Here is a 15237-nt window from a genome sequence, read left to right as displayed (position 1 = left end):
GCATCATTTACCGATCGGCGCGGCCCGTCGGGGGTGTTCTGCTGCCCGCCCGGTACGGGAGCGGCCAGGGCGCGCCGGGGCCGGTGTAGCCCTGTTCGGCGGCGGCGTGGAGGGTCCAGTGCGGGTCGTAGAGATGGGGGCGGCCCAGGGCGCACAGGTCGGCGCGGCCCGCGAGGAGCAGGGAGTTCACGTCGTCCCAGGAGGAGATGGCGCCGACCGCGATGACGGGGACGCCCAGTTCGTTGCGGATCCGGTCGGCGTAGGGGGTCTGGTAGGAGCGGCCGAAGTCGGGGCGCTCGTCGGGGACGACCTGGCCGGTGGAGACGTCGACGGCGTCCGCGCCGTGGGCGGCGAAGGCCGCCGCGACGGCGACCGCGTCGTCCGCCGTGGTGCCGCCCTGGGCCCAGTCGGTCGCGGAGATACGGACCGTCATCGGGGAGTCGGCCGGCCACACCTCCCGTATGGCGTCGAAGACTTCGAGGGGGTAGCGCAGCCGGGCGGTGAGGGTGCCGCCGTAGGCGTCGGCGCGGTGGTTGGTGAGCGGGGACAGGAAGCTGGAGAGCAGATATCCGTGGGCGCAGTGGAGTTCCAGGAGGTCGAAGCCGGCCCGGGCGGCGCGCCGCGCGGCGGCCGTGAACTGTGCGCGGATCTCGGCGAGCCCGGCGGTGTCCAGGGCGTGGGGGACCTGGCTGACGCCGGGGCGGTAGGGCAGCGGGGAGGGGGCGGACAGCGGCCAGTTGCCCCGCGGGAGGGGGTCGTCCATGCCCTCCCACATCAGCCGGGTGGAGCCCTTGCGCCCGCTGTGGCCGAGCTGGACGCCGATGGCCGTGCCCGGGGACGCGGTGTGCGCGAAGTCCACGACCCGGCGCCAGGCGGCTTCGTGCACGTCGCGGTACAGGCCGGTGCAGCCGGGGGTGATGCGGCCCTCGGGGCTCACGCACACCATCTCGGTCATCACCAGTCCCGCGCCGCCCAGCGCCCGCGCGCCCAGGTGGACGAGGTGGAAGTCGCCGGGCGTGCCGTCCTGGGCCGAGTACATGTCCATGGGCGAGACGACCACGCGGTTGCGCAGGGTGAGGCCGCGCAGCCGGAAGGGGGTGAACATCGGCGGGGTGGCGGGCGGCAGGGCGGCCTCGCGCTCGACCGCCCTCACGAAGGCGGGGTCGCGCAGCCGCAGATTGCCGTGGGTGACGCGGCGGCTGCGGGTGAGGAGGTTGAAGGCGAAGCGGCGGGGCGGCTGGTCCACGTACAGCGCCAGGTTCTCGAACCACTCCAGGCTGGCGCGGGCGGCGCGCTGGGTCGACTCGACGGCCGGCCGGCGCTCGGCCTCGTACCCGGCCAGCGCCTCGGGCACCGGGGTGCGCTCCCGGAGGTGGGCCGCGAGGTGGTCCGCGAGCGCCGCGGCGTCCTCCATGGCGAGCTTGGTGCCGGAGCCGATCGAGAAGTGGGCGGTGTGCGCGGCGTCGCCGAGCAGCACCGTGTTGCCGTGCCACCAGCGCTCGTTGACGACCGTCCGGAAGGCCGTCCACTGGGAGCGGTTGCCGCGCAGCGGGCGGCCCGCGAGCGCGTCGGCGAACAGCTCGGCGCACCACCGCGTGGACTCCCGCTCGTCCAGCCGGTCCAGGCCCGCCCGGCGCCAGACCTCCTCGCGGGCCTCGACGATGACGGTGCTGGCGCCGGGCCGGTAGGGGTAGCCGTGCAGCTGCACCACGCCGTGCTCGGTCTCGGCCACCTCGAAGCGGAAGGCGTCGAAGGCGAAGTCGGCGGCGAGCCAGATGTAGCGGCAGCGGTGGGTGGTCAGCCGGGGCCGGAAGGCGTCGGCGTGGGCCCGGCGGGTCGCGCTGTGCACCCCGTCGGCGGCGACCACCAGGTCGTACGAGCGCGCCAGCTCGGCGGCGGGCGGCGCCTGCGTACGGAACCGGAGCCGGACCCCGAGGGCCTGGCAGCGCTCGTGCAGGATCCCCAGCAGGCGGCGCCGGCCGAGCGCGGCGAAGCCGTGGCCGCCCGAGGTCAGGGTCCGGCCGCGGTGCACGACGTCGATGTCGTCCCAGCGGACGAAGTCGCGGCGCAGGGCGGCGTGGACGGCGGGGTCGGCGTGCTCGATGCCGCCGAGGGTCTCGTCGGAGAGGACGACACCGAAGCCGAAGGTGTCGTCGGGCGCGTTGCGCTCCCAGACGGTGACCTCGGGGCCGGGGGTGAGCCGGCGGCGCAGCAGCGCGGCCGCGTAGAGGCCGCCGGGGCCGCCGCCGACGACGGCGATCCGCAGGGGGCGCTCCCCCTGGGGGGTCATCGCCCCTGCCAGTCGGGCGGGCGGCGGGCGGTGAAGGCGGCGTGGAACTCGGCGTAGTCGGCGCTGTTCATCAGCAGCGCCTGCGTCGCCGCGTCCATCTCGATCGACGCGCCCAGCGGCATGTCGAGTTCCGCCGTGAGCAGCGCCTTGGTCTGCGCGAGGGCCAGCGCCGGCCCGTCGGCGAGGCGGCGGGCCAGCGCGGCCGCCTCGGCCGCCGCCCGGCCCTCGTCGACGAGCTTGCTGATCAGGCCGATGCGCTCGGCCTCGGGGGCGCGCACCGGTTCGCCGAGCATCAGCAGCCGGGTGGCGTGCCCGAGGCCCACCACACGCGGCAGCAGATACGCGGCGCCCATGTCGCCGCCGGACAGCCCGACCTTGGTGAACAGGAACGAGAAGCGCGCCGAGGGGTCGGCGACCCGGAAGTCGGCGGCCAGGGCCAGCACCGCGCCGGCGCCCGCCGCCGCCCCGTGGACCGCGGCGACGACGGGGAAGGGACACTCCCGCAGGGCGCGCACGACCTGTCCGGTCATGCGGTTGAAGTCGAGCAGCTCGCGGGTGTCCATGGCGAGGGTGGCGCCGATGATGGCGTCGACATCGCCGCCGGAGCAGAAGCCGCGGCCCTCCCCGCCCAGCACCAGGGCCCGTACGGACCCCTCGCGGGCCAGCTCGGCGATCAGGTCGCGCAGATCGGCGTAGGCGCCGAAGGTGAGGGCGTTCAGCTTCTCGGGGCGGGCGAGGGTGACGGTCGCGACACCCGAGTCGAGGGTCAGGCGCAGATGCCGCCACTCCTCGGTCCCGGTCGCGGAGCCGGTGAACGGACTCATGGGCCAGGGTCTCCTTCAGCCGGACGGCTGGTGCCTGCCCTCCGAAGTTATCACTCTTGTGTAACTGTCGTCACGAGTACGCGATAAAGGTCGGGGAACGCCGTTCATCGGGTAAGTGAGTAGTCATAAATCACCTCACGAGTGGTCCACCGCCTCTTACGGCGCTATCGTCCGCTTCATACCTCCGCCGGCCACCGCTGGGGGGAGCTTTCGCCACCGACTGGACCGAGCCGTGCCCGACCCCGCCCCCGCCGCCACCAGTGGCCCCGCCACTGCCACCGCCTCCTGGCGCTTCGCCCTGCCGCACGCCACGGTCGCCGTCCCCCTGGCCCGCGCCCTGGTCCGCAACACCCTGGCGGACACCGGCGCGCCCGTGGACGGCGACACGGCGGAGCTGCTGACGGCCGAGCTGGTCGCCAACGCGGTGCAGCACACGGACGGCGACGAGCCCATAGAGCTGGTGCTGGAGCTGGCGCCGTCCGGCGACTGGCAGGTCGAGGTGCACGACCAGGACCCCAGCCCGCCCGCCGCCCTCCGCGAGCCGCGCCCGCCGAGCGCCGCCGAGACGGGCGAGGACCCGCGTGAGGTCTCCGAGCGCGGGCGCGGCCTCCAGCTGCTCCGGACGCTCAGCGCCGCGGCGGGCTACCGCCCCACCCCGGAGGGCAAGGCGGTCTGGTTCACCCTCCCGGCCGCGGCGCGCCAGGCGTACTGACCCGCGGGGCGGCTGACGACAGACCCTAGGACCGGCCGAGCGTGGCGACCAGCACCGCCTTGATGGTGTGCATCCGGTTCTCCGCCTCGTCGAAGACGACGGAGTGGGCGGACTCGAAGACCTCGTCGGTGACCTCGAGCGAGGTCAGTCCGTGCCGCTCGTGGATCTCGCGGCCGACGGCGGTGCCCAGGTCGTGGAAGGCCGGCAGGCAGTGGAGGAACTTCACGTCCTTGTTGCCGGTGGCGCGGAGCACGTCCATGGTGACCGCGTAGGGGCCGAGCAGCGCTATGCGCTCGTCCCAGACCTCCTTGGGCTCCCCCATCGACACCCAGACGTCGGTGGCGACGAAGTCCGCGCCGGCCACGCCCTCGGCGATGTCCTCGGTGAGGGTGACCCGGGCGCCCGAGTCCTTCGCGAGCTCGCGCGCCCGCTCCACGACGGCCTCGTCGGGCCACAGGCTCCGGGGGGCGACGATCCGCACGTCCATGCCCAGCAGCGCGCCCGTGATCAGGTAGGAGTTGCCCATGTTGTAGCGGGCGTCGCCCAGGTAGGCGAAGGTCACCTCTTCCAGCGGCTTGTCGCTGTGCTCGGTGATGGTGAGCACGTCGGCGAGCATCTGGGTGGGGTGCCAGTCGTCGGTGAGGCCGTTGTAGACGGGCACCCCGGCGTGGGCGGCGAGCTCCTCGACGACGTCCTGGCCGCTGCCGCGGTACTCGATCGCGTCGTACATCCGGCCCAGCACGCGCGCGGTGTCCTTCACCGACTCCTTGTGGCCGATCTGCGAGCCCGACGGGTCCAGGTAGGTGGTGGAGGCGCCCTGGTCGGCGGCGGCGACCTCGAAGGCGCAGCGGGTGCGGGTGGAGGTCTTTGCGAAGATCAGCGCGATGTTCCTGCCCTTGAGGTGCTGGACCTCAGTGCCCGCGCGCTTGGCCGCCTTCAGCTCGGCGGCCAGGGAGACCAGATGACGGAACTCCTCGGCGGTGAAGTCCAGCTCCTTGAGGAAGTGGCGGCCGGTGAGGTCTGTCGCCATGTTCGGGCTCCTAGGGTGCGATCACAAGGGATGCTGGAAGTCTATACGAAGGACCGTATATATACGGAAGCCCCCGCCGTCCCGGCCTCAAGCCTCAGGTGCTCCTGCTCCTGCTCCTGCTCCTAGACGGGGTCCCGCTCCACCGGGCAGCTCATGCAGCGCGGCCCGCCCCGCCCCCGCCCCAGCTCGCTGCCCGGGATCGTGATGACCTCGATCCCGCGCTTGCGCAGATAGGTGTTGGTGGTCGCGTTCCGCTCGTAGGCGACGACCACCCCCGGCTCGACGGCCAGCACGTTGCAGCCGTCGTCCCACTGCTCGCGCTCGGCCGCGTGCACGTCCTGCGTGGCCGTGAGCACCCGGATGGCGTCCAGGCCGAGCGCGGCCGCTATCGCCCGGTGCATGTGCTCCGGCGGGTGGTCGGTGACCTTGAGCTCCTGTCCGGCGCCGCCCGGCTCGATGGTGTACGAGGGGAGCATCCCCAGCCCCGCGTACTGCGTGAAGGTGTCCCCGTCGACCATGGTCATCACGGTGTCGAGGTGCATGAACGCCCGCCCCTTGGGCATGTCGAGCGCCACGATGGTCCGGGCGGAACCGGCGGCGAACAACCCGCGTGCCAGCATCTCCACCGCCTGCGGCGTGGTCCGCTCGCTCATCCCGATCAGCACGGCGCCATTGCCGATCACCAGGACGTCGCCGCCCTCGATCGTCGACGGATAGGCCGCCTGCCCCTCCGACCAGACGTGGAAGCCGCCGTCCGCGAACAGGGGGTGGTGGCGGTAGACGGCCTCGTAGTGGACGGTCTCGTGCCAGCGGGCGGGCCAGCGCATCGCGTTGATGGACACCCCGTCGTACACCCAGGCGGAGGCGTCCCGGGTGAAGAGGTGGTTGGGCAGCGGGTTCACGACGAAGTCGTCCGGCTCCATGGTGTGGAAGCGGATCGAGACCGGCTCCGGATACCGCTCCAGGTACTCCCGCTTGGTCATGCCGCCGATCAGCGCCCCCGCCAGCTCGGGGCCGCCCAGCTCGTCGAAGGCCGCCCGCAGGTGGTCGGTGGCCAGCGGGCCGTACTCCTTCTCGTCGAAGACCCGGTCGAGCACCAGGGCCCGCGCCTCCGGGAGAGCCATGCTCTCGGCCAGCAGGTCCCCGAAGAGATGCACCTCGACGCCGCGGTCGCGCAGCACGTCAGCGAAGCCGTCGTGCTCCTGGCGGGCCCGGCGCACCCACAGGACGTCGTCGAAGAGGAGCGCGTCCTTGTTGGAGGGCGTGAGCCGCTTCAGCTCCAGGTCGGGGCGGTGCAGGATGACGCGGCGCAGCCGCCCGGCCTCGGAGTCCACATGGAATCCCATGCGTCCATCTTCGTCGCTACGGGCCCGCGGGGAAGGCCGCACGGCCGTGCTGCCGGTGTTCCGGCAGTCCGTGGACAGGCGGCGGGCGGGCGGCGGGCCGGGCTATCGGGCGGCCAGGACGACGATCAGGACCAGGCCGACGGAGATCAGCCCCAGGAGGATGGACACCCACAGCTGACCGGGCTGCAGCTCGATCCGGCCGCCGTCCCCACCCCGGCGCGGCCTCAGCCGCCGCGACCACCAGCGCCGCGCCCCGCGCCGGGCCACGGCCGCCGCCGCGTCCTCGCGCTCGCGGCACTCCTCCGCGGCGCAGGTGAACAGCTCCTTCCACGCCCGCTCGCCGAACCCCGTGGGCTGCCGCGAGTCCACGATGCGGCGCACCACCTCACGCCCCGCGCCGCCCCGCGCCGCCCACAGCGCGGGCACCACGCAGGCCAGCAGTCCGGGGGTGCCGCCGCGCTCCGCGCAGGGGCGTACCAGGCCGTCGTACAGCATGAGCGCGTTGCGCACCCGCAGCCGGTCGTCGGCGCCCGACGACGCCGGGGCCTCCAGATAGAGCCTGGCCAGCAGCACCTTCTCGCAGACCGCGTCCGCGAGCTCCGGGCCGCGCTCGGAGGCGCGGCGCACCAGCTCCACGACGACGCGGGTGGCCCGCTCGGCGGGCATCCCCTCGTCGAGCGCGCTCAGCAGCAGGCCGTCGTCGGCCTCGCGCAGCGCGACGGGAAACGCCTCGCCGCCCTGCCGCAGCGCCTCGCGCAGCTGCCGCGCTCCCCCGGCTACCGTCGGGAGGTGGTTCGCCACTTCCACGGCCGCCTTTTCCACGACCGCCTTTGCCTCGGCTGTCTCTTCCACGGCTGTCTCTTCCACGGCTGCCTCTTCCACCATGGCCGTTCGTCTCCTTCTCACAGCGCTTCCAGTACCTCCCGGATCCGCGTGGCGGCCCGCGCGTCGAGGGGCTCGTCGCCGTCCTGCGCCACCAGGGGCAGGACCTCGCACAACACCGCCAGCTGCCGCTCGTCCCCGGCCGCCCGCCGCATCCAGCCCACGAGCGCCTCCTCGGCCGCCTCGGCCGACCGGGGCCAGGTCAGCGCGGCCCGCAACAGCTCGGCCAGCGCCGCGCGGCACCCGGGGCGGGCCGCCGCCAGCGCCGTGGCCAGCGGCCAGGCGGCGTACGGTGACAGCTCCGGCACCTCCCGCAGCCCCCACAGGTGCGAGGCGCGGGTCCGCACCGCGCGCAGCGCCGTCAGCAGCGCCAGGTCGCGGCGGGAGCGGCGGGGGTCGCGCAGCCAGAGGGTCAGCAGCTCCAGCACGGTCTCGGGCTCCGGCCCGGCCAGCAGCCGCACCGCGCTGTACGACGCGGTGCCGCAGCCGTCCGTGGCGGCGATCCGGCCCAGCTCCTCCAGGGAGGCCGCGACCGAGCCGGCCACCAGGCCGTAGCCGTGGGCGAGCGCGGCGGTCTCCCGCTCCCGCTCGTCGCCGCGCGCGACCCAGCCGCTCAGCAGCCCCGCCACGGCGGGGCGCACGCCGGCGCCGCGCGACGCCTCGGCGAGCGCGGTCGCCGCCGCCATGCGCTGCACCGGGCTGTCGCCGCGGGCCAGCGGCAGCAGCAGCTCGGTGAGCCCGTACAGATAGTCACGGGCGCTCAGCACGCCCGCCGCGACCGCGGCCCGCACCCACACCTGGGGGCGCGGGTCGTCGCACAGCCCGCGCAGCCAACGCGCCATCGGGCCGCGGGCGTTGTGGTGGTGGTCCCACACCTCGAAGAGCACCGCGGGCGCCAGCCGACGGCCCCGGAACCGCACCGTGCGGACCGGGACCGCCGCCTCGCCCAGGTCCTCCACGCCCTCCCCGAGCACCGCGCGGGCGGCGGCGGGCAGGGTGTCGGCGGGCGCGGCGAAGGGCGGGCGCCCGGGCGCGTACTGCGGGTCGAGGGTGACCGCCAGCTCCCAGGCCAGCAGTTCGGCGGCCTCGGCGGTGAGGCTGTGGGCCGAGCCGTTGAAGACGGCGAGGGCGATGCGCAGCGCCGCCCGGCGCAGGGCGGGCAGCGCGGCGGGCAGCGTGCGGGGACACCCCGCGCCCGCGAACCACGCACGCGCCTGGCGCGGGGCGAACGACCGGCAGCGGGCGAGCAGTTCCGCCTCCGGCAGCTCGCCCCGGGCGTGCTCGGCCAGATGGCCGGCCAGCCGGGCCGCCTCCCCCGGCAGCGGCTCCTCCAGGCCCAGGGCCTCCGCCACCTCGGGGCGCGCGGCGGTCGCGCGCGCCCGGAGGAGCAGCTCCGGCCGCTCGTGCGCCAGCAGATCGGCCAGGTGCGCCTCGAGTACGTCGGCGGCGGCCGGGGGCTCGTACGGCACGGCGTGCCGGCGGCCGCGCAGCAGTCGGTCGGCCGCCTCGCCACCGGGAACGAGGACGACGCAGAACGCCTCGTGCTCGGCGAAGTGGGCGCGCAACCGGTCCAGCAGCGCTTCGGGGCCCGGGGCCGCGGGCTGGGAGGAGGCGGGACCGGCGGGCAGTTCGAGCAGATAGCCGTGGCCCCGCTCGGTCTTCTCCCCCACCGGCGCAAGGTGTTGCCGCCACACGCCGCCGCCCGTGGTCTCGGTCAGCTCGGCCAGGAGCGCGAGGCCGGTCCAGCCGCGTCCCGAGCCCGGCTCGCCGCACAGGGCCAGGAGGTGGCCGCGGCGCAGGTGTTCCCGCATGACGGCGTAGCTCGGACCTCGCCGGTGGACCCGGCGCAGACGGGCCAGCTCGTCATGGGGCACCCGCCCCTCGGGGAGCGGACCGGGGGCGGGTGCTTCGGCCGGGGGGCGTGCGGGGTGTGCGGGGTACGGCCCATGCGCGCCGGGGTGCGGGTCGGGGGGCGTGGCGGGGTGCAGGGGCGTGGCGGGGCGCGGGGGCGTGGCGGGGGGCGTGGCGGGGTGCAGGGGCGTGGCGGGGCTCGGTTGCGGGTGCGTGGCGGGGTGCAGATGCGCGCACGCCTCGCGGGCCGCCCGGGCGCCGCCCGCCTCGCCGACGGTGCCCAGCGGGCTGTCCGCGGGGAGGTCCAGCCGCGCGCCGGTCCGCTCCTGCCGCTCCTGCCGCTCCTGCCGCTCCTGCCGCTCCTGCCGCGGGGTGATCCGCAGTGTCCGGCTTTCCGCCAGGTCGGCTTCCGTTCCGTTCGTCGCCCCGCCGTTCATCGCCCGCCGTCCTTCGTGCCCGATGCCGTACGTGCCCGATGTTGTCCGTGTCCGGTGGCTGTGGTGGTTCCGAGGGGGTCGGGTCCGAAGGTGCCGGTGGGGTGGGTGGCTCCCGTGGCCGAAGCCGGCGGCGGGGCTCTGCCCCCGTGCTCCGCTCCGCCGCCCTGCTCCGGTGCCGGGCGCTGGGCCGCGTACACCCCCGTCGCACACGGTCCCGTCCCCGCGCCTTCTTCAGAGTCGCGGCCCGGGGCCCGAGCGGCTGTAGCCGTTTACACAGTCGGCGGAGATTGTCCGGGGGCTCACGCGCGGGCGCCCGTTGGCGGGCCCGGCGCGGCCGGTCACCCCGTCGCGCGCCCCTCGGCGAGCAGGCGCAGCAGCCCGGCGTCCATGACCACGAAGCGACGCGAGGCGGTCCGTACCACGCCCTGGTCGCGCAGCAGGCGCAGCGCCTTGGCGACCGCTTCCCGGGTGGACCCCACGGCGGCGGCGATGTCGTGCTGGGGCAGGGGCAGATCCACGGAGATGGCGCCGTCGGCCTCCGGGCGGCCGGTCCGTTCGGCGAGTTCGACGAGGCGGGCCGCCAGCCGCTGGAGCACCTTCTCGGAGGCCAGGGAGCGCCGTTCGCCGTCGGAGCTGCGCAGCCGGGAGCTGAGCTGACGCATGATCAGGACGGTGGCGGCGGGGCGCGCGGCCAGATAAGCCCGGAAGCGGTCACCGGAGACGACGACCGCCTCCAGCCGCCCGAGCGCGGTGACCGTGGCGCTGCGCGAGCCGTGGTCCACGGCGGCCTGGTCGCCCACCACCTCGCCCGCCCCGCGCAGCGCCAGTATCAGACGGACGCCGCGCTCGGTCTCCACCGAGACGGTGGCCCAGCCGGAGGTGATGGCGACGACGAAGGTCGTGCGGTCGTGCTCGCGCAGCACTATTTGGGAGGGCTCGTACGTGCGGCGTCTGCCGAGCGCGAGCAGCGCGCGCCGGTCCTGGGCGGGGAGCGCGTGCAGGAACGGCCTGCCGCCCTCGAAGAGACTCATCCGCCCTCCCCGCTCGGTGCCACGCGGCGGAGCCGCGTATCGATACGTGCGTCGTCCGGCTCGCGGAGAACACCCTCACATCGGGTCCGCTCCGTCATGGCACGGCGGGCGGGTGGTGCGGAAGCCCCGCGACCGACATGGGCGACAGAACGTTAGGCACCTGTCACAGGCACGTCAATGGCGCCTCGCCGCCTTGTCGTCGGCGGTGCGGAACACCGCGCCCGCGAGTGCCGCGACCGCGGCGGCCACGGCCGCGAAGACCCAGCCCGCGCGCAGGTCCGCCAGGCCGGGCTGCCGGGCGCCGCCGGTGACCACCACCAGGGCCGCGACGCCCAGCGCGGTGCCGCCCTGCCGCGACATCATCAGCACGCCGGAACCCACGGACAGCCGCCGGGCGGGAAGCAGCCCGGCCGCGGCGAACATGACCGGCTGGTACAGGCCCGCACCGATCCCGGCGAGCACAAGACCCGGCAGAAAGCCGGCCGCGTAGTGCGCCCCGTCGCCGGACGGGCCCGCCGCGACGAGCCACCACAGCGGCGCTGCGGTGAAGGCGACGGCCCCCAGCACGGCCCCGCGCCGCTCCCCCAGGGCCCGGACGATCCGGCCCGACAAGGCGGAGACGACCAGCACCGTCAGCGGCCAGGGAGCGACGGCCAGGCCCGCGCGGCGCGTCGAGTAGCCCCACACGCCGGAGAACATCCAGGTCGCGGCGAGCAGGATCGCCGAATAGGCGAGGAAGTAGCTGAGCAGGCCGAGGGCGGCGGTGGTGAACCCCCGCGTGCGGAACAGCGCCGGGTCCACCACCGGGTCCGGGTGCCGCCGCGCATGCGCCGCGCACAGCGCGCCCGCCACGACGCCCGCACCCAGGAAGGCGAGGGTGGCGGGCGCGGCGTACCCCCACTCCGGCGCCTGGACGCACGCCGTGGTCAGGGAGCCGGTTGCCACGAGCACCAGCAGGGTGCCGAGCGGATCGAGGCGGCGGACGGCGCGGGGGCGTACGGGCTCGGCCCGCACGCCCTCGGCGGGTACGGGCTCGGTGCGTACGGGCTCGGCGGCCTGACCAGGCCGTACGGGCTCGGTGCGGGGCAGGAGGCGCAGGCCCGCCGCTATCGCGCCCAGCACCACCGGGGCGTTGATCAGGAAGATCCACCGCCAGTCGAGGGCCGCGAGCAGCCCGCCCACCACCGGCCCCGAGCTCGCCGCCACCGCACTGACCGCGGTCCACACCCCCACGGCCGTGGCCTGCTCGCGCGGCGCGAAGGCGGGCAGCGCCAGCGAGAGGGAGGTGGGCACCACGACCGCCGCCGCCACGCCCTGCACCACACGGGCCGCGATCAGCCAGCCCAGGCCGGGGGCCGCCCCGCAGCCGATCGAGGCCAGCCCGAACAGGGCCATGCCCAGCAGGAACGAACGGCGCCTGCCCGTCTCGTCGGCGAGCCTGCCCGCCGGGACCAGCAGCGCCGCCAGCACGATGGTGTAGGCGTTCAGGACCCAGGAGAGCTCGGCGGTGGCGGCGGAGCGGAAGTCCGCGCCGATCGCCGGGAAGGCGATGTTCACGGCGATCAGGTCGAGCACGGCGAGGAACTGCGCCGTGGACGCCACGGCGAGTATCAGCCAGCGACGGGGATCGGGTTCGGGGCCGGGATCGGCCCCGGGGACAGTACCGGACTCGGGCCGGGGATCGGGATCGGGGCCGGGGAGGGGGGCGGGGGGCACACCGCTCCCCTGTGCCTTGGTGGAAGGGATCTTCATGCCCATCCAGCATCGACGGCGCGGCACGGGCTCACGAGTGGCAAGAGTGACAGCACCCGCTACATTTCTGCCATGCCCTCCATAGCCCTCGCCGTCACCGCCGGTATGCCGATCTTCGATCTGGCCGTGCCCTGCCACGTCTTCGGCACCGACCGCCCCGAACTGCCCGAAGGCTGGTACGACTTGCGGGTCTGCGGGATCGGCCCGGACAGCGGTCCGGTCGCCACCCGATCCTGGTTCGCCGCGCACACGCCGTACGGGATCGAGGAGCTGATCACCGCGGACACGGTGATCGTCCCGGCCTCCGCCGATGTGCGCGGCGACCCGCCCGGCGAACTCGTCGACGCGCTGCGCGAGGCCCACCGGCGCGGCGCCCGCGTGGTGTCGCTGTGCTCGGGCGCCTTCACGCTCGCCGCCACCGGACTCCTCGACGGCCGCACGGCCGCCACCCACTGGATGTACGCGGCGCTGCTCGCCGAGCGCTACCCGGCGGTGCGAGTCGATCCCTCCGTGCTGTACGTGGACCACGGCGACGTGCTCACGGGGGCGGGGTCGACCGCGTGCATCGACGTGTGCCTGCACCTGGTGCGCGAGGACTTCGGCAGCGCGGCCGCCAACGCCCTGGCGCGGCAGCTGGTCGCGCCCGCCCACCGGCCGGGCGGCCAGGCCCAGTACATCGAGGCGCCGCTGCCGGAGCGCACCGACGACTCGCTCGCCCCGCTGCTGCACTGGGCCACCGAGCGCCTGCACACCCCGCTGACCGTCGCCGACCTGGCCCGCCGCGCCCACACCAGCCCCCGCACCCTGGCCCGGCGCTTCCACGCCGCCACCGGCACCACGCCGCTGCGCTGGCTGCAGGCCCAGCGCATCGCACGGGCCCGGGAGCTGCTGGAGGGCGGGGACCTGCCGGTGGACCGGGTGGCGGAGCTGTGCGGCCTGGGCACGGCGGCCAATCTGCGGCGCCACTTCACCCGCGCGGTGGGAGTGCCACCGCACGACTACCGCCGCGCCTTCCGCGCCCGCCGCCCGGCGGCCGTCGCCCAGAGGTGACCGGGGCCGACACCGGGTGACTGGGCCTTTTGTGGTTACCCGCCTGCTCATGGCGAAGTTCAAGAGACTGGGACGCAAGCGGGCGGAGGAGCCGGAGGACTTCGGTCCGGATCCGGCGGTGGAGCGCAGGGCACCGGACACTCCGGCCCAGATGCCGAAGAAGTCGTGGTGGGCGGTGCTGCGCGGAACGTTCAAGGAGTTCAAGGACGACGAGCTGACCGACCGTGCGGCGGCCCTGACCTATTACGCCATCCTGGCGCTGTTCCCCGCGCTGCTGGTGCTGGTCTCCCTGCTGGGCGTCGCCGGGCAGTCGGCCACCAGCGCGGTCCTGGACAACGTGCAGCAGCTCACCCCGGGCGCCGCCCGCGATGTGATCCGCAAGGCGGTGCGGCAGCTCCAGGGCAACGCCGGCGTCGGGTCCGTCATGGCGGTCGTCGGCCTGGCCCTGGCCATCTGGTCGGCCTCCGGCTACGTGGCCGCGTTCATCCGCGCCTCCAACGCCGTCTACGACATACCGGAAGGCCGCCCGATGTGGAAGGTGCTGCCCTTGCGGCTGGCCCTCACCGTCGCGCTGATGGTCCTCGCGGTGATCAGCGCCCTGATCGTGGTCTTCACCGGACCCCTGGCCCGCCGCGCCGGCGACCTGCTCGGGGTCGGCCACACGGCGCTGACCGTGTGGTCGATCGCGAAGTGGCCGGTCCTGATCCTCCTGGTCATCCTCATGATCGCGATCCTGTACTGGGCCAGCCCCAACGCGAAGGTACGCGGCTTCAAGTGGATCACGCCGGGCAGCTTCCTCGCCCTGGTCATCTGGATGCTCGCCTCGGCGGGGTTCGCCTCCTACGTGGCGAATTTCGCCTCGTACAACAAGACCTACGGCACCTTCGCCGGTGTGATCGTCTTCCTGGTGTGGTTGTGGATCACCAATATCGCCATCCTGCTGGGCCTGGAGTTCGACGCCGAGGCCGCCCGCCAGCGCGCCGTCGTCGGCGGGTACCCGCCCCACGAGGAGCCGTACGTCGAGCCGCGCGATGTCCGCACGTGGGACGAGGAGGACCGCCGCCGGCTGGAGTAGCACGTGGCACGGCGGGAATGGGCGGGTGTGTACCGGCCGTCACTGGGATATGCGCAGCTCATGAGGTTGCTGGAGAAATTGCACGAGACCGACCGGGTCGTGGCGCGGCGGACGGGCTCACGCGTTCCGAGCGGCGTCGGCCGGGTGCTGTCGGGTGTGGAGGAGGCGGCGGAGAGCGCGAAACTGTGGTGCGGCGCCGCCGCGGCGATGGCCGCGTTCGGCGGGTGGCGGGGCCGGAAGGCGGCGGCCGCGGGGGTAGCCGCGCTCACGATGGCCCAGCTGGTCTCCAACGGCCTGTGCAAGCAGGTCGCCGACCGGCCGAGGCCGCCGAAGGAGTGGTTTCCGCACGACGAGGTCGAGGACCGTCCCGACTCCTCGTCCTTCCCCTCCGGACACACCGCGGCCGCGGTCGCCTTCACCGCCGCCGTCGCGCCCACCTGGCCGGCCGCCGGAGTCGCCTGTGCCGTGCCGGCGGCCATGGTGTCCGTCGAGCGGGTCCAGTCGGGCGCCCACTACCCCAGCGACGTCGCCACCGGCGCCGCCATCGGCCTGCTCAGCGCCTGGCTCACCCGGCGCGCCCCGGGGCTGCTGCTGCGGCGCCTGCTGTAGCCCCGCCCTGAAGTGGGCCGTTGTGGGTACTCGCCCGATCAGCGAGCACGAACGCCATGGAAAGGGGTGCGCCGGGTGAAGGCGTCGAAGATCGCATACAAGCCGGTGGGTTTCGTCCTGGGCGCGGTCAGCGGGATGGCCGCCAGAGCGGTGTTCAACAAGACCTGGAAACTGCTCGGTCACGAGGATGACGCCCCCGGCGCCACCGACGAGGAACGCGCCTGGGGTGAGGTACTGCTCGCCACCGCGCTGCAGGGCGCCATCTTCTCCGTGGTCAAGGCCGCCGTCGACCGCGCCGGGGCCACCGCCGTGCGCCGTCTGACCGGCACCTGGCCCGGCTGACGCGCC

13 protein-coding genes are annotated in these 15237 nt (G+C 74.6%); 5 read left to right on the top strand and 8 right to left on the bottom strand.

Annotated features, from left to right (window positions below):
* Positions 1-7 precede the first annotated feature (7 nt).
* Both ABFY07_RS14405 and ABFY07_RS14400 read right to left on the bottom strand, forming a co-directional pair.
* Complete coding sequence (locus tag ABFY07_RS14405; RefSeq protein WP_346174876.1) at positions 8-2290, bottom strand: bifunctional salicylyl-CoA 5-hydroxylase/oxidoreductase; 2283 nt, start codon at positions 2288-2290, stop codon at positions 8-10.
* The gene (locus tag ABFY07_RS14400; RefSeq protein ID WP_346174875.1) at positions 2287-3114 is read right to left on the bottom strand and encodes an enoyl-CoA hydratase family protein; all 828 of its coding nucleotides are present in this window, start codon (positions 3112-3114) and stop codon (positions 2287-2289) included. Before ABFY07_RS14400 ends, ABFY07_RS14405 begins: the two co-directional genes overlap by 4 nt.
* A 232-nt stretch (positions 3115-3346) precedes the next feature.
* Here ABFY07_RS14400 and ABFY07_RS14395 point away from each other — a divergent pair, with 232 nt between their 5' ends.
* Positions 3347-3826 carry an ATP-binding protein gene (locus ABFY07_RS14395; protein ID WP_346174874.1) on the top strand — a complete coding sequence of 160 codons (480 nt, stop codon included), beginning with the start codon at positions 3347-3349 and terminating at the stop codon, positions 3824-3826.
* Positions 3827-3851: 25 nt separating this feature from the next.
* Here ABFY07_RS14395 and argF read toward each other — a convergent pair whose 3' ends face one another.
* The 6 genes from argF to ABFY07_RS14365 all read right to left on the bottom strand — a co-directional run bounded on the left by argF (position 3852) and on the right by ABFY07_RS14365 (position 12155).
* Positions 3852-4856 (bottom strand): ornithine carbamoyltransferase, encoded by a 1005-nt coding sequence (gene argF, locus ABFY07_RS14390; RefSeq protein ID WP_346174873.1) that lies wholly within the window; start codon positions 4854-4856, stop codon positions 3852-3854.
* Between the two features lie 122 nt (positions 4857-4978).
* Positions 4979-6202, bottom strand: a complete 1224-nt coding sequence (locus tag ABFY07_RS14385; RefSeq protein ID WP_346174872.1) for an arginine deiminase — start codon at positions 6200-6202, stop codon at positions 4979-4981.
* Between the two features lie 102 nt (positions 6203-6304).
* Entirely contained in the window at positions 6305-7087 is a 783-nt protein-coding gene (locus ABFY07_RS14380) for a hypothetical protein (RefSeq protein ID WP_346174871.1), read from the bottom strand.
* Positions 7088-7104: 17 nt separating this feature from the next.
* Complete coding sequence (locus tag ABFY07_RS14375) at positions 7105-9372, bottom strand: hypothetical protein (protein WP_346174870.1); 2268 nt, start codon at positions 9370-9372, stop codon at positions 7105-7107.
* A 338-nt stretch (positions 9373-9710) separates the two neighbouring features.
* Positions 9711-10403 carry a Crp/Fnr family transcriptional regulator gene (locus ABFY07_RS14370; RefSeq protein ID WP_065965438.1) on the bottom strand — a complete coding sequence of 231 codons (693 nt, stop codon included), beginning with the start codon at positions 10401-10403 and terminating at the stop codon, positions 9711-9713.
* Positions 10404-10577: 174 nt separating this feature from the next.
* Positions 10578-12155 (bottom strand): MFS transporter, encoded by a 1578-nt coding sequence (locus ABFY07_RS14365; RefSeq protein WP_346174869.1) that lies wholly within the window; start codon positions 12153-12155, stop codon positions 10578-10580.
* A gap of 72 nt (positions 12156-12227) precedes the next feature.
* On the opposite strand from ABFY07_RS14365, the gene ABFY07_RS14360 reads away from it, so the two are divergent.
* The 4 genes from ABFY07_RS14360 (at position 12228) to ABFY07_RS14345 (ending at position 15231) form a co-directional block, all read left to right on the top strand.
* A complete protein-coding gene (locus tag ABFY07_RS14360) occupies positions 12228-13205 on the top strand; it encodes a GlxA family transcriptional regulator (protein ID WP_346174868.1) in 978 nt (325 codons plus the stop codon).
* A 49-nt stretch (positions 13206-13254) separates the two neighbouring features.
* Positions 13255-14280 carry a YihY/virulence factor BrkB family protein gene (locus ABFY07_RS14355; RefSeq protein ID WP_346174867.1) on the top strand — a complete coding sequence of 342 codons (1026 nt, stop codon included), beginning with the start codon at positions 13255-13257 and terminating at the stop codon, positions 14278-14280.
* 60 nt (positions 14281-14340) lie between these two features.
* Complete coding sequence (locus ABFY07_RS14350) at positions 14341-14889, top strand: phosphatase PAP2 family protein (RefSeq protein WP_346174866.1); 549 nt, start codon at positions 14341-14343, stop codon at positions 14887-14889.
* Positions 14890-14964: 75 nt separating this feature from the next.
* A complete protein-coding gene (locus tag ABFY07_RS14345) occupies positions 14965-15231 on the top strand; it encodes a DUF4235 domain-containing protein (RefSeq protein ID WP_065965486.1) in 267 nt (88 codons plus the stop codon).
* The last annotated feature ends 6 nt before the right edge of the window (positions 15232-15237 follow it).

Source organism: Streptomyces sparsogenes subsp. cuspidosporus, from assembly GCF_039532705.1.
In the GTDB taxonomy this organism is placed as follows: domain Bacteria; phylum Actinomycetota; class Actinomycetes; order Streptomycetales; family Streptomycetaceae; genus Streptomyces; species Streptomyces sparsogenes.
The sequence above is the reverse complement of the archived record's forward strand: the minus strand, read 5'-3'. Positions and strand labels throughout refer to the sequence as shown.